14 protein-coding genes are annotated in these 14,624 nt (G+C 37.9%); 1 reads left to right on the top strand and 13 read right to left on the bottom strand.

What is annotated here, in order from left to right; genetic code table 11:
• Window positions 1–211: 211 nt before the first annotated feature.
• The 12 genes from CJ239_RS04970 to CJ239_RS04915 form a co-directional block, all read right to left on the bottom strand.
• Complete coding sequence (locus CJ239_RS04970) at window positions 212–1,147, bottom strand: conjugal transfer protein (protein WP_102210753.1); 936 nt, start codon at window positions 1,145–1,147, stop codon at window positions 212–214.
• On the bottom strand, window positions 1,144–2,145 hold the full coding sequence (locus CJ239_RS04965) for a lysozyme family protein (RefSeq protein ID WP_000769868.1): 1,002 nt from the start codon (window positions 2,143–2,145) through the stop codon (window positions 1,144–1,146). The genes CJ239_RS04970 and CJ239_RS04965 overlap by 4 nt, the downstream gene beginning before the upstream one ends.
• Window positions 2,142–4,319, bottom strand: coding sequence for a CD3337/EF1877 family mobilome membrane protein (locus tag CJ239_RS04960; RefSeq protein WP_000804748.1), 2,178 nt, complete (start codon window positions 4,317–4,319; stop codon window positions 2,142–2,144). Before CJ239_RS04960 ends, CJ239_RS04965 begins: the two co-directional genes overlap by 4 nt.
• A 2-nt stretch (window positions 4,320–4,321) precedes the next feature.
• A complete protein-coding gene (locus tag CJ239_RS04955) occupies window positions 4,322–6,769 on the bottom strand; it encodes an ATP-binding protein (protein ID WP_102210752.1) in 2,448 nt (815 codons plus the stop codon).
• Entirely contained in the window at window positions 6,753–7,145 is a 393-nt protein-coding gene (locus CJ239_RS04950) for a conjugal transfer protein (protein WP_000723888.1), read from the bottom strand. The genes CJ239_RS04955 and CJ239_RS04950 overlap by 17 nt, the downstream gene beginning before the upstream one ends.
• A gap of 88 nt (window positions 7,146–7,233) precedes the next feature.
• A complete protein-coding gene (locus CJ239_RS04945) occupies window positions 7,234–7,731 on the bottom strand; it encodes an antirestriction protein ArdA (protein WP_000342539.1) in 498 nt (165 codons plus the stop codon).
• A 116-nt stretch (window positions 7,732–7,847) separates the two neighbouring features.
• Window positions 7,848–8,069 (bottom strand): hypothetical protein, encoded by a 222-nt coding sequence (locus CJ239_RS04940; RefSeq protein ID WP_001009056.1) that lies wholly within the window; start codon window positions 8,067–8,069, stop codon window positions 7,848–7,850.
• Window positions 8,070–8,111: 42 nt separating this feature from the next.
• Window positions 8,112–9,317: a MobT family relaxase gene (gene mobT / locus CJ239_RS04935; RefSeq protein WP_102210751.1), complete on the bottom strand. Its 1,206-nt coding sequence runs from the start codon at window positions 9,315–9,317 to the stop codon at window positions 8,112–8,114.
• 22 nt (window positions 9,318–9,339) lie between these two features.
• Complete coding sequence (locus CJ239_RS04930) at window positions 9,340–9,492, bottom strand: hypothetical protein (protein ID WP_000879507.1); 153 nt, start codon at window positions 9,490–9,492, stop codon at window positions 9,340–9,342.
• A gap of 2 nt (window positions 9,493–9,494) precedes the next feature.
• Window positions 9,495–10,877, bottom strand: coding sequence for an FtsK/SpoIIIE domain-containing protein (locus tag CJ239_RS04925; RefSeq protein WP_016398735.1), 1,383 nt, complete (start codon window positions 10,875–10,877; stop codon window positions 9,495–9,497).
• Window positions 10,878–10,905: 28 nt separating this feature from the next.
• Window positions 10,906–11,292: a YdcP family protein gene (locus tag CJ239_RS04920; protein WP_000985015.1), complete on the bottom strand. Its 387-nt coding sequence runs from the start codon at window positions 11,290–11,292 to the stop codon at window positions 10,906–10,908.
• Between the two features lie 15 nt (window positions 11,293–11,307).
• A complete protein-coding gene (locus CJ239_RS04915; protein WP_000420682.1) occupies window positions 11,308–11,622 on the bottom strand; it encodes a YdcP family protein in 315 nt (104 codons plus the stop codon).
• 287 nt (window positions 11,623–11,909) lie between these two features.
• Between CJ239_RS04915 and CJ239_RS04905 the strand changes: the two genes are divergently transcribed.
• Window positions 11,910–12,641: an insulinase family protein gene (locus CJ239_RS04905; RefSeq protein WP_224781722.1), complete on the top strand. Its 732-nt coding sequence runs from the start codon at window positions 11,910–11,912 to the stop codon at window positions 12,639–12,641.
• On the opposite strand, the gene CJ239_RS04900 is transcribed toward CJ239_RS04905, so the two are convergent.
• Window positions 12,604–13,488 (bottom strand): helix-turn-helix domain-containing protein, encoded by an 885-nt coding sequence (locus tag CJ239_RS04900; RefSeq protein ID WP_000583376.1) that lies wholly within the window; start codon window positions 13,486–13,488, stop codon window positions 12,604–12,606. The genes CJ239_RS04905 and CJ239_RS04900 overlap by 38 nt on opposite strands.
• Window positions 13,489–14,624 lie beyond the last annotated feature (1,136 nt).

The raw sequence follows: 14,624 nt of genomic DNA, 5'->3' as shown, positions 1-14,624 counted from the left end.
ACTAAGCCCTCCTAAAAAAGGACATCCAATTATTTGTTCCCACTATCAAATTGACAGTTTATTTAAGAATACCTTGCCGCATATTTATTAACTCCTTTTAAATAGATACTTAAATAATAGCACGTAAGAGCATATTTGTCAAGGAATCTCCAATTTTTTATCAAAGAGAGTACGTGATTACAAAATAGCTGTAATAATGTACCAATATTTGTTATTCTATAATCTTCCAATTACTCCCGTTCTTTTCAAGTACCAAATCAAATTGAGATACCTGCGTTGCTTTGGTCTGCTGGTCGATATACTCCACTGTCAGCGATACCGTGACTTGATTATCCTTACGATTGTGAATAGGATTTACCAGTTCTTGAAAGATGTACTCTTTTCCGATTGGTTTTAATATCCCGTCATTCACATAGTAGGAAAGTTCACTGGCTGTCGCTGTAGGATAGAGCTTGAAGAACGTCGTTAAAAACTCATTGATTTCATTGGTTGTAATGGAATCAACCGTCCCCTCACTTTCAATGGCTTTTGGTTTATAACTTGATTTCTTAGGTATGTTGGTAATGGTCGGATTCTTAACCAGTACCATATTTCCAGAACCATCTACATAGACACTCACTATATAAGCAGAGTGGACGGTCTTTGTATTTTCTCCCTCTGTAATGAGCTGGTCTACACTGTAGGTTACATTAAACTCATTGTCGCCAGTTGGCTCTACCGTCCATATCTGAAATCCTCTTACAGAAGACGATACAGGAATATCTTTGCGTACTGTATCAACATTGAGAGCTTGAAGTTCATCTGTCAGATAGCCTTTTAGATTTTCCATTCGATTATCAATGGACTTATCGGATTGCTCCCATGAATAGTAGACTTTCGCAAAGTTCTCTACAAAATTTTCTACATGATGAGTATCAACGTATTCCTTTTCTATGATAGTTGTTTCGTGAATAGTATGAGTATCTATAGCTGTAAAGTGCTTGAATATCGCAAAGCTGAAACTAAGCCCTAAAAGTACCCACAAGGCAATCACAACCTTTTTATGAGGATTGACCTTATAGTAGACACGAGGTTTCTTTTCCTTTGGTATCTGTTTTTCTTTATTCTGATTTTTTCTAAATTTCATCATTAAATCTTCCTTTCTCATTGTTTGATTCGTCCTGCTCCCACTAAATGCTGTTGCCAGTAGGGGCTTGTTAAGTCGGCATAACCGATTGGGTCGCCTGCATGAAACATACGGTTATTGCCAAGGTATATCCCAACATGAGTAATATAAGAGCCAGCGTTATAGGTAGAATGAAAGAAAACCAAATCGCCAGCTTGTGCTTCCGATAGTGGGATATGCTGGGTCACATCATATTGCTGTTGTGCGGTTCGTGGTAAGTTAATTCCAGCTTTTCCATACGTCCATTGTGTCAGTCCGCTACAATCAAAAGAAGTAGTCGGGGAAGCTCCACCGTAAACGTATCGCCAGCCCTCATATTTCAGTGCTTCGTCCATGATGGCTTGTACCGTATCATCATCAAACTCTGTTGTGACAAGATACTGCGTTACCAGTTGCACATAAAACATATTGCCATAGTTGTATCGCCAGCCCCCATTGATAGGTATGGCTATGGGATTGGGGTAAGACACTTTTTCGCCACCTGAATACTCTTTTGAGAAACTTTGAGCCAGTTCAAAGGTATATTTATTTCCACGATTAGCCACATACCCTAAGAAACCACCACCATAATTGTAGGACTGGATAACCGATTCTAAATCTACACTGAGCCTTTCGCTACTGGCTAATAATTCACTGAAATACTTCACACCTTGCTTAATGGATTCTTCTGTACTCAATGAATTAGGTGGAAGACCGAGGGATTCCGAGGACTGCATAACATCTTCCGCAGTACCGCCCGATTCCACCTGTATAATCGCAAGAAGTATGTTGACATATTCTTCAACGCCATATTCTTTGGCATATTTTTCTACCATAGGCTTATGAGCCAGCACTTCTGCGGAAACATTCACACCTCCATAATGAATATTGGAAATTCCGCTGTCCTGTTCATCTGAAAATAAAATGGCAACAAACAGAAGCAGTGAGAAGACCATCAAGAATAATCCAGAACCACCAATCACTAAAGTTTTCAACTTCATGGTTTCTTACCGACTTTCTTAATGGTGGCGGTTTTGATTGGTGGTCTACTTCTTGTATTTTGTAGTGGTACTCTTTGAACAGTAGACGGACGTTCTTTTGTGATTGGACGTTGTGAAGTTCTATCTGCTGTAGTGGTTGAAGTTGCTGGCTTTTGAACGGTTTTTTCTTGAACGGTATTGCCTTGGCGTTCCACTTTTGGACTTGAAAAATCGGACTTAACTGCTGGACGCTCTTGTTTGGCTTGTTGAGATTCCTTATATGAAGTCTGAATATTAGACTGTTTTGAGGTCTGTTCATCATGATATTGTTCTTGTCTTGTAGTCGGTCTTTCATGAACAGAAGAAGCAGGCTGTTTTTTCTGTTTGACCTGTTCCATTTCAGAGCGACGCTTCGCAATGGTTTTTCGCCTTTGTTCCTGCTGTTCCTTGCGTCCACTGGCTCTGTCCGCTTTGGTTTGAGAAATACTACTGGTTAAATCACGGACATTCTCTTTTACTTTGGATTTTCCTTGATATACTGCATATCTTGCATTGGTCGGCAAATCTTTAACCTGTTCTTTCAAACCACTAGCAGTGTCTACCATTCTGTCTTTGGTATCAGCTACTGTACCGATGGTTTGACCGATACGTTTTCCAAGTGTTGATTTTTCCTTTCCGTCTGGTCGGGAGTGATCTGCTTGTGTCCTTGCAGAACTCCCCGAACCCGACTGTCCTTTTTTACCTGTAACAATGGCAGACCCAGCCCCTAGAGTAGTCATGGAACGTCCAAGTTTCCGCTGTAGACGGTGCATGTGAGCGTGCATAAGCATACGAGGTTTTCTCATCACACGACTTCCCACACTTTGAGAATCGTTACTCTGTAGAGAAAACATACTCATTAAATCGCCCAGCTTGAAGTAGATTCCTGCAAAGGTCACAATCTGTAGAAAAGCAATCAAAAAGAACGGATAACCAGCCGATAAGGTATAGAGCATGGTTGAAATACTAAATGCTGTCGTAATAATCAATGTGATTCCAGCTCGTGTCAAAATGGTATTAAAGAGCTTTGTTATGGCTCGTTTTGACATACCATCAAATGATGGAATCATGCTTAAAATAAAGCTCACAGGCAGAAACATAGCATAGATGATAAAAAGTACCTGCGAGAAAATCATGATTCCTGTTAATAGGAATACAAATATGGAAATCCCAATATTGAAGACAAATAGGAAGAAGACTGTACCTAAACGGTTAATGGTCTTTGTAATGGTTAGATTGGTATTGCTTCTGTCTTCAATTTCTTCCGCAACAATTTTTTCTCTGTCTTCGCCATTGTTGGAATCTGGGCTGGTGGAGAGCAGGCTTTCCACACGGTCAATACCGATACTTTCAATGTCTGAACTGTTGTATTGAAGCAGTAGCCACGGTTGCTGAACCTGTATGGAAAACAGGCTATCTCTGATTAAGTCCACGCTGTCCTTGCCTTGACTATCGGAATGGGGCATGACAATCTTCGTGCCAAGTGATAAACTGGCATTACTGATGTCTGATGAAAAGTCATTGATTTTTTTAATGTAGTCGGGAGCGTAGGCAATAAAGGAAGCCGATAGGATAAACACCAGCACAAAATTCATAATGGCATGAATTGCCTTTGTGGTTTCTCTCTTTATCAGTCCCGTATAGGCAACATAAACCCCAAGAACCAAAATCAAGAGTAAGAGGAATCCAACATAGAAACCCTCTGTTGAAAATCCGTTTGCACTCACACCAGCTAAGGTCTGCATATTCTTACCAATGGAATCTGCTGTAGCGGAAATGAAGTCTAAGGAATAGGCTTCCTGTACTAAGTAACCTGTCGCATTGGAAACATACAAACTGATTGTCCAAATAAAATTGGTAATGGCATATAGTCCATACATGACCTGTTTTCCAATCCCGTCCGACCAGTTCCACGGAAGCCAGCCCCAGCTATTATCCACATAAAAATCCAGTTGATAGTTTTCAAGTGGGTATCGGCTGTATTCATTTGCCACATTGACCGTATCATCTACCAAGCCCGCAGCTTGAACCACCGTTCCCAGCATGGCTAAAAGAAAAATGGCAATCACAAGTGTGAAAGCCACTGTCATTGCCACTTTACCTAGACGTTTCAGCGTCCAGTTTGATTTTATTCTGTTTACTATTGATGGTTTCACATTTACACCTCTTTTCGCACAGGTGGTCTGGTATCAAAGGCATGGAGCAGTTCTTCAAATACAGGGTGGAACTGTATCACACCGACACGACCATATAAATCACTGATAAGGCATTGCCCGTTTTCCAAATCACGCAATCGCTTCTGATTGTTTTCGTCCTCTGGGTCTACACCAAAAAAGGCTAAGGTCTTTTTAATCTCGTTAAGGTCAGTGGAACGAAATGCAAATTTTAAGCCGAGGTTATTTTTCAGTTTTTCATCTAAGAGGTCGTCTGTATTTTGGGTCACGAAATATACCCCAGCGTTCATAGCACGACCAGCCCGAACCAGCTTCATAGATAGTGTTTTTCCTTGTGCTACCTGTAAAAAGCTCCATGCTTCGTCTAAATCTACAATCTTGAAAATGCTTCGGTCTGTATGGATAAAGTCTAAAGCAAAGGTACTAATGACAATCAGCATAGCAACGGATAAAAGCTCCATAGTGGTATATTCCTCAAAGGAAGTTTCCTTGTCGGGAAGTACCAAGTCCGCAACCTGTATAATGTTCAGTTGTTTTTCTAAGCTGATAGACTGCTCCACATAACCATTACTGAATAATAAATGTGCAAAGTCATAGTCTGTAAAACTTTCGATATGGTCGGCTATACTGGTACTTAGTGGCGTATTCTCAACCCGTAATTCCTCAATCACTTTCATCAACCCTCGTACTTCACTATTGGTTACTGCACGAATGGCTTTTCTAAGGATTGGGAAGCGTTCCCCATCACGAGAGGAAATCCCCGTAAGGAATGTCAGAATATCAATAGCCAGTGATTCAGAATCTTTGGGATTTTTCATAATCACATAAGGGTCAAGTAAGCCTTTGTTTTTCTCATCAGAAGTCAGAGTGACGATATTGATTTCATGGGAAATCTCTGGCAAGGTTTCTTTCCATCTGCCACGTTCTGCTTTTGGGTCTACAATCACTGCTTGTGCCCCATAAAGCACCGCATAATAGACGATAAGGTTATTCGCAAAGGATTTACCACCACCCAGCGAACCAACAAAAGCCGACGCTAACGCATTGGTTACTGAACCCTTAACCCCTTGACTGGCAAGAGCAGGTTTCAGATAGACATTGCGTCCAGTATCTAAGCTGTAGCCAACATAAATCCCCTCATTTTCCCCCAGCATTTGAGTAGCACCAAAACCTAAACCAGCGAGGAAATCAGAGGTCACGTATTGAATATAATCATTCATATAACGCTTGCTGGCAGGTAAAAATTCTTCATGTAAGCCGAGCATATCCCCAAATGGTCGTACCAGTTTTACGCTTAAATCGTCATAAAAATCTTTCACTTCATTACAACGACGTTTGAGTTCGTCAAGATCATTTGCTGATACCCTTACCACATAAGACAGCTTGTACATAGATTCCTTGCTTTGGTCTAAATTGGTTTCCAGCTCATTCACACTTTCCAGAGCTTCCGCCACATTGGAGCTGGTTTCATTATCACTTTGCCAAGCGTGGTTATCCAAGTCTTTCAGTTCTTTCTTTTTATTGCGGACAGTAGATAGGGCTTTACGATTCGCTACAATTTCCACATTCATTGACGTATCAATCGGGAATGTAAATTGCTGTTGCTGGTAGTAGAAGATTTCAGAGGACGGGAAGTCCAGTTCTCCGACAATGCTGTTAATGGTAAAGTAAGCTACATAGACGGTTTCATCTTCCTGCTGGATTTTCAAATATCGCTGTTTTTCTTCCACCAAACAGCGAGTAGGCTTAATCAAGTCATAGTATTTAATCAGCGTTTCATTATCCAGCTTTTTCTTTGATAGATGGTACTCATACTCTTCATAGGCAGTGCCTGTCTGTCCGTAAAGGTGTTCAATCAGATAGCCGAAGTCGTCCTTATCTAACCTGCGGATTTTGAAACGACGAGAGATTTTATTTTCTAAGAGCTTTTCCATCTTCTGAAAACGCAGGATTTCATCATTACTCATACTAACAAAATCGCCCATCAGCTTATGGTTCACATCATAGACAAAATCAGACAAAGCATTTTTTGCTTCAACGGTAAGACTTTTCATAGAAAACTCCTGATCGTTGAGAAGCAACTTAAAGCCGATAAAGAAACGGTAGTTCACTTGATTTTCGCCAATCATGGATATTAAAGCGTCTGTCTGTTGGTCGATTTTGTCATAGGCAACCGCTTTGAGCTTGCCAGTGACTTCATTTTTGGAACGCTCTTGTGCAGAACGTATGCTGGATTCTGTACTGATTTGTAAAGTATGAATTTTGCCATCACGATTTTGTGCGATAAGCTGTCTGAAAGAATCATGCACTTGTATTTTCTGTTCTGGACTTAGAAATGAGTAATTGTAAGGAACAAGCTCATAGTAAGCATAACATTCCCCGTCTTTATTCCAGACGAGATTGTTTTCAATGTATTTAATTGGATATGCCATAAAATTCACTCCTAACTGCTGTAATGGCTTCTTGTGGCTGGTTTCTGCCAAGCGTTACTTTTTTTCCTGCATAGGTCAGCTTTGGTCGCAGTGCATAAGCAATGACAGACTTCAAAAATCCATAAGGCTTTTTACCATCAAAAGTTTTTGTAGACATAAACCATGTGAAAGCCACAGGAATCCCAAAGTATTTGAGAAATGCTCCCTCTATCATGGAAAGAGGGGGCAAGTTGCCAAGTATCATCACTGCAAAGAGTGACACGACAAACCATGTCATTTGCGTAAAGGTTATGGGAAACGGAAGTCTAAAATCATTGATAGAATACAGTACCTTTTCCACAGACCAGATACTGGTATAGCTTCGTATTTTCTTCATGTAATCAATCCTTTCATAAAAAATAGGGGTAGCTGATTGAGCCACCCCGTAAAATAGAAAATCTGCCAGTAGTAATGTACCGACAGATTTAATAGACGATTTCAAAAATCCCATGATTGGTTGAGATAAACGTTCCTGAAAGGTCTAAATCCCGACCATAGGCTTGATAATCAATATAGTTTTGAAGACTAGCTGGTACTTCGCCTAAAGCACCCGTTTCTTCAATGTAGTAGCGTGCCACGTCATACATATCATCACAATCGGAATGAATGATAATATCCTCTTGATGTTCGCTTAGTTCTTCAATGCTTGAAAAATGAGTGAGCAGAGCAGATAGCTCCGATTGTAATTCTTCGGGTAATTCCGATACCATTTCCCATAGTCGATTGAGTTCGCCAATGGAAGTGTATTCGTCAACCGTAAAGGGTAACTCGTAGTCATGAATGGCGTATTCCTCATATTCATCATTCAAGCCGATTTTCTCTTTGACTTCCTCAAAGTCAATGGGAAAGGTAAACCACGCACCGACCAATTCGCCCTCATTGTATTTGCCTAAATTCGCAATATAGACTTGCATATCGTCCATATATTCACGTCCTTTCTTTGTAGAGATTCAAAAATCCCTACCGCACTTCGTTTGGTGTACCATTCCTTTGCGGAACATAAGAAAACCACTTATATTCCACAAAAGAACGGTTTTATTTAAGCACCAATAATGCGATTGAATAGCTCTAGTAAAATGTCTTTTACTCCAGCAGCGTTGAAGACTAAGCCAACCGCAATAATCGCAATAATTAAAAAGCCAATCAGTTTGCTAAACTCACGCTTGAAGCCAAGATACAAGCCAATCACAACGATTGCTAAAAGCACCAGTGATTGAGCGTTTGATAGAAACCAGTTATAAAGGTTTTGTCCAAAATTCATAAAAATGTTCTCCTCTCTATATTCAATGAATTTGTATTTGAGTTATTTTTTTGTTGTTATCACGTCCTGTTCTTTTACTGACTGTTGCTTCAAAATCTGCTTGTGTCGGTCTGTCAGTTTCGCATGGTCGAGAATGTCTTTTACAACCTGCGTCTGGTTGATTTCATCAAGTTTAATCGCAACCTTTAAGGTCGGGGCAACTTGATGAGATAGCCAGTTCAGCGTCCTTTGGAAGGAGTAAGGCTCTGGTTTTGTGGTTAGTTTTAATCGTTCACGATTGTTCCCAATAAACCAAGCCCATTCTTCATTCAGTTTCCAATCAGAACGAGGTTTGGAATCGTCTTTATCTACAAAACGGATATACCGATTGATAATTTTAAAGGCGGTATGCTCTGGATTGTCATAGACGAGTAAATCACGGACTGCATAATAGGCACGCTCATTTTTCAATCGAATCTCAAAACTGTTTTTTACTTCTGCGTCTTCAATGGGAATATCATTTTTCTTGTACTGCTCGTAGTCCTTTTCATAGATACAGAAATAAACTTCACTTTGTAATGAACCGATATAGAGGGTGTTTCCCATACATTCCTTTTCCTCTTTGCGTACCAGTTCGCCACTGCGATAGCTTTTAAAACTGCGGAAGACGGAGATACATTCTTCCTGTTGGCACTTTTCAGTGAGTACAGGGATATTCAAAATCCCTGTCTTATCGTTAATGGCAAGGTCAAGGCGTTTCATCACACCGCCAGCCACCAAAACGTCCATAAAGAACTCATACCAGCTTCTTTGTTGTGCCAGAAGATAGCTTTCAAATTGTCTGCACCCACGACCTTTCAATTCCACCAGAACTCCTTTGTCCAGTTCATGGGAGCAAAGGACGAATATGTCGCCTAAAGCATAATGCTCTGAATAAGAATAGAAACCATAGTCCTCATGAAGAAAATAGGACAGTTTCAGTTGTAAGATGTTTTCGACCACCTGCTGTACGTCTGTTGTCGGAAAGCGAATCCTTACATAATCAAACAGCATTTCAAGGGGAGCGTCGGGATTGAAGCGTTCCAGAGCTTCCCAAAGGGACTGCTGTAAATCCTCTGATGGCTTGACTTTTCCTGTTTCAATATCGCTTAGATACTGCCTTGTAATACCAGTCGCAACAGCTAAACGGTTTTGAGATAGTCCATAAGCCAAGCGTTTTTCTTTTAAATGCTGTAACCAAGTTTGTTCATTCAGTAAAAATCCCTCCAATCAAAAAGGCGTATGTCAACTTTTAAAGCCCATTTGACATACGCTGAAATTTTGTAAATCCCTTGTAACCAAAGGATTTTCTAATGTTTTTTTGACTGTTTCCTGTCGATTTGTACCCCCCTGTTAGATACGGGGGGTTAAGTGCTGGCGTGGCTATTGCCACACCAGCCAGCAAGATCAGTCCACACCTGCGACTTCCGCTTCGCACGTCGCCTGCGTGGACTGTCTGCTGTTGGATAACTTTTTAATTTCCTCCAAGAAATCATATCCTTTTGGTACAAGGGGAGTATAAAACTCTGATATGACACTTGTTCCTACATCAACATAGCCACGACCTTTGATTCGCTTTAAGAAGAAATCCTTTTGTACGTCACTGCCAAACATCATGCCATAGCCCATTTCAGACATACGACCTAAAGCCACTCTGAAATTAAACTGATCACGGATTCCGTCGCCTAAATATTTTGCGTCTGGACGTTGACAAGCCAGTATTAGAAAGAAGCCAGCTTGACGACCTAACATGACAATCTGTTTCAGCTTATTCATAACTGCGGTGTTTTCTTTTGTTCCCAGCATTTCCATGAAAGCGACGTATTCATCAAAGATTAAGAAGTGTGCCGGGAGACCTAAGTAAGCATAATTTTTGCCAGTCTTATAGTTCTTCATCTGCTTCATTTCCTCACTACGTTTCATCATTTCTTCATAGAATGTTTCAATGCAAGAAAGCAAGTCTTCTTTTCTATAGTAGACATTTGCCATCACAGAACCTAAGTCCGCAAGGTCAGCATTTTTCGGGTCAAGAATATACAGTTTTGAATCTGTATGAAGCAAGGCTTCAATCAGTGTCAGTATAAAGTAAGTTTTACCGCCACCTGTACCACCAGCAATCAACATATGAGGGAGCTTATCATATTCCCACCATACGTTTTTCATTAAGCGAAGTTTACCATCTTTAGCTTCTACTTCATCAATAGAAATACGACTGGCTATGGTGTCATAGAGCAAAGTATATTCCACATAGGAATCCTTTAACTCTTTATCCGTCAGCTCACAGTACAAGCCACTCTCTAATTTCTTTTCCAAGTGTAAGAGTTGGTCTTGATATTTTCCCAGCGTGATTTCCACCCGTATCTGTATCAAGCCATTTTTAAGTCGATAATACATTTTAGGGAAGTAGGTTATCTTTTTTGTACGACCAGCACTATCTTTAAAGAAACCCTCTGTTTTGACCTGTTCAGATTCATACCACTTGTTTTCAAGTATCATCTTTGCCAGTTTTTGACGGTGGTAAAGTTGTTTAACCGTATCATAGCGAACCCGTTTGAATACAAACGCTACCAGCAAGCAGATAAGAATTGCGACACTGAAACTGATAATTAAATAGGGAATGTCAATCTTATCTGCTTGTGATAGGTTAAAATCCTGCCAGTTGATCTGCTGGATTGTCTTCACATGAAACAGTCCGACAACCAGCAGGAAAACAGGCAGGAGTGACGCTATCGTAAAATGAAAGACTAAATCTTTACCAGATGGGCGAATCCTTTTACCACGCTGTTTCATGCGAAAAAGTCTCCTTTCTACCTAGCGACTATTTGTCTTGTGTCGGTTCTTTCTTTGCTTGTGGTTGAGCTTTGAATGAACTAGAATCCTTTGTCAGCACAATATCGTCTGCCTTGATATACCAGTCAACATCTGCTCCTTGATAGGTGGCAGTAGCAACGGTGTCCGCAATGGGATTGATAAGTTCCACCCGTGCGTTATAATCAAACTCTTTCAAAGGCACGCTGGCAGGAATACTTACTTGAATCATGCGTCCTTGTCCTTTGGATTTTAAGTCATAGGTACGTTCCTTGATTTCATCTGAAACCGACCCGTCTTCATTTTGGATTCTCACTTCACGACGTAGAGCAGAGAATTTCAATTCTCCAAAAGTCGTGTCTTTATCTAATACAATGCCATTTGCTAATCTCATCATTTTTCCTCTCTTTCTTTATTCTTTTATCATGTCGTCAGCATGTAGAAGGTAATTTGTAAAACCACGAGTGCCGATTTTGTAGCCCTCTGCGGTAATACGTGGATTGACTAACTTCACACGTTCCTCAAAGCCGAAATGTTTTTCGCCAGCTTCAGCAGGAAGCACCACCACAATATCATCTGCTCTTTGAACATCAGAATAGAGATTATAGCTTCTTGATAAGACAGTTAGCCGTCCGTTGATTCTTCGCTGAACGACTTTATCCTCGCCAGCAAATTCTAAATTGCCGAATGTTTTTTCCATGTTGGGAATCACAAATTTAAGTTCCATATTTTTACCTATCCTTTCTTTTTTATTGGCTGAATGAATGTTTGATGGTCTTAAAGAGTGGGGAACGACCTTTTGATTCTTGATTTTTTGTTTTCATAAGTTCACTTCCTTTCAAAATCGGGTAAAAAAATAGACACCTCATTTTTTGAAGTGTCTACCTATTAAATATTCAAATTTTATTGGAAGTATCTTTATATCTTCACTTTTCAAGGATAAATCGTCGTATCAAAGCTCATTCATAAGTAGTAAATTAGTAGTAAATTGAGTGGTTTTGACCTTGATAAAGTGTGATAAGTCCAGTTTTTATGCGGATAACTAGATTTTTATGCTATTTTTATATAAAAAATATTCAAGCAGGAGAATTCCAGATTGCTATTGCTGGTCCAAGTTTTCTACAAAGTGAAATCATAAGTATTGAAAATATGTTACCTTTAAGTGGATCATCTGTAGAAATTAACTCTCCGGCTTTTTCAACTGGTTTAACGGAATTAGATAAACAACAAGAACTTTCTGAAATTTCTATGTATCTAGATATATCTGGTATGGTAGCATCATCTCATGAAATGGCAATGTTAAGTATCTTAAACTCGATGTTAACTGGTATTAAAGATTCATTATTAGGCCATAAGTTAAGGACACAAAAGCAATGGATATATAGTATTGTATCATACCCAATATTTTATAGTAATATGACTTTACTAAAAATAGTAACTATAACACCTACAATCTATAAGAAAAAATTGATTAAAACACTGGAGAACAATCTTGTTAATGAATCCGATTTATCTGATGAACTATTATTTTATAAGGCTAAAAAAAGAGTAATCAATGAATTGTACATAAATTGTGAAGTTAATAAAAATGAATATTTAAAAACAATTTGTAGAGAAAAATTATTTGATATTCCAAGTTGGGATAGTATTGCTGAAGAGCTGGAATTGATTTCTTTAGATGAATTAAAAAGTTTTTCAAAAAAAGCAATTATTCAAAATAGGAATTACCACATTGTAATAAAATGATAATATTTTTTTTGTAGTAATCTTTATAATTTTTGTATAATGTTTTATTGAATAATTCAAAAATTTTTAAAGCATCTTCTATTTTTAAAATTGATTTTTGATTATGATGAAATTTAAGTTCAAAAAATCCTTCTAAATACAAAAGAATAGTTTGTTCAAAAAAATCTGTGGAATTAGATAATATATTCTTAGTAGCTTGTTCTAAAAATAAAGCTTCCTCATATAAGCTGTTTTCAATCATAATAAGAAGTGAATTAAGAAGTAATTGAACGAGAGCTTGTTTATTTCTAGGTATAGAACTATACAACTTTCCTTTTTTAAGCGCCTCTTTGGCATATCTAAATAATAAATTTGGTAATATTGCTCGACAACAATTTCCAAGAATAAGAATTTCGTAATATCCCCAGTTTTCAACAGAAAATAAATAATTAGTAAGATAAGAGGTGTCTTGATTACTCAATTGATGAGTATTATCAATTCCATAGATAATACTTTCAATGAAAATAGCGTTTAACTTATGATAATGAGATTTGGTTTCTCTAAACAGTTCCATCTCTTTGCTTACCATATTAAGTAATGATTTGATTTCTTGATTGTATGCAGCCTGTTGAACTAAGCGTATCAAGGTATTGAAGTCTGAAGGCTGATAATTATTACATGAAAGCAAAAACTCCTCTAGTGTTACACCTATTTTTTCAAGTAGATATAATAATTTAAAAAATGAGATTTCTGTCTCTCCTAATTCAAATCTAGATATTTGAGACTTTGAAATTTCTGCACCTGCTAATGAAGAAATAGAAATACCTTTTCCTTCTCGTATTTTTCTATAAGTTTCACCTATAATCATATTTATCTCCATTTACCATAAAAAATCATTAGAAAGCGTGACAGATTATGAAAAAATACTATCAAATTTTTTTATTACTATTTGATATTATCATTATTATTGGATTATATCAATAACATTAATGAGTCTGGGTAAAAACTCAATTTCAGGAGTAAATGAAATGAATATTCCCATAATAAAACGCATTATATCAAGTTTTTTGGACAGCCTTTGTTCGAAAATTATTTTAACTCATAGTTGATGATTCCATAAATTGAAAAGTTTTATACTTAGCATTAAAATGCTCAATTTTAATACGTATTACAAGTATCTCTATTAAACTTCTTATCCTCTTCAGTCAATAGATGCTTTTTAGAATTTTTAACAGGAATGAAGGTTATATTATGAATATTCATAATGCATAAATAATCCAAATACAGAAAATCAAGTGATTGCTCTGGCAAACTTGACCTATCCTTTCTTAAAAAGAGTAAAATCATGTGTATGACCTTCTTAAAAAACTAATTAGCAGGCATGAAGTGGTGTTAAATCGAGTATGATTTGTGTCTTCATGGTGTGTCTCTTTTTTCCTGAATAATTTTACTTTGGTTTCTTTTAGGACGTTGAAATAGGACTTTCTATGACATCAATAGCTATAGTGACACTTGCTGCTTTTAAGTTGTCTAAGGCAAATAGACCTGAAGAACGAAGAGTATCTTCTACCAATATTATCGTTCGGTGACTGTCGCTAATCCAAGACCAAAATCAAAAGCTAGGAGACGTAGAGTTGGTCAATAGAATAAATAACGCAAGTTTAGCATCAACTGTTTTTATAGACTTAGCGTTTTTGGACGTCCTCCTTTATAGTGTTTGGTTTTATAAGCTTTATTTAGACAGGATATCTTCGTTGGGAAGGTGTCCTTTTTTACACTAATAAATAATTTAAAGTTCTCAGAAGTTAGTTGCATGATCTTTTGTAAATAGTTTTCTTAACTATAGTATAGCATAGTACAGTATGCATTTTATTTTTTTCCAATAAGTCTATTATACTTCAAAGACAGCTAGTTTTATTTTTTTCTCTGAACTGTACGATTTTGCGCCTGAAATGTAGGAATTACCTTTCGTTGTGATGTGATAAAACTTACAAGTTCTTTTTG

This window comes from Streptococcus sp. UMB0029, assembly GCF_002871495.1.
In the GTDB taxonomy this organism is placed as follows: domain Bacteria; phylum Bacillota; class Bacilli; order Lactobacillales; family Streptococcaceae; genus Streptococcus.
This window is presented reverse-complemented; position numbering and strand designations above follow the sequence as displayed.

Bases quoted from the DNA above. Each gene is read 5' to 3' on its own strand.
- CJ239_RS04915 (WP_000420682.1), bottom strand. From the start codon at position 11,622: ATGGAACTTAAATTTGTGATTCCCAACATGGAAAAAACATTCGGCAAT.
- CJ239_RS04945 (WP_000342539.1), bottom strand. From the start codon at position 7,731: ATGGACGATATGCAAGTCTATATTGCGAATTTAGGCAAATACAATGAG.
- CJ239_RS04900 (WP_000583376.1), bottom strand. From the start codon at position 13,488: ATGATTATAGGTGAAACTTATAGAAAAATACGAGAAGGAAAAGGTATT.
- CJ239_RS04955 (WP_102210752.1), bottom strand. From the start codon at position 6,769: ATGGCATATCCAATTAAATACATTGAAAACAATCTCGTCTGGAATAAA.
- CJ239_RS04970 (WP_102210753.1), bottom strand. From the start codon at position 1,147: ATGAGAAAGGAAGATTTAATGATGAAATTTAGAAAAAATCAGAATAAA.
- CJ239_RS04965 (WP_000769868.1), bottom strand. From the start codon at position 2,145: ATGAAGTTGAAAACTTTAGTGATTGGTGGTTCTGGATTATTCTTGATG.
- CJ239_RS04925 (WP_016398735.1), bottom strand. From the start codon at position 10,877: ATGAAACAGCGTGGTAAAAGGATTCGCCCATCTGGTAAAGATTTAGTC.
- CJ239_RS04920 (WP_000985015.1), bottom strand. From the start codon at position 11,292: ATGATGAGATTAGCAAATGGCATTGTATTAGATAAAGACACGACTTTT.
- CJ239_RS04950 (WP_000723888.1), bottom strand. From the start codon at position 7,145: ATGAAGAAAATACGAAGCTATACCAGTATCTGGTCTGTGGAAAAGGTA.
- CJ239_RS04940 (WP_001009056.1), bottom strand. From the start codon at position 8,069: ATGAATTTTGGACAAAACCTTTATAACTGGTTTCTATCAAACGCTCAA.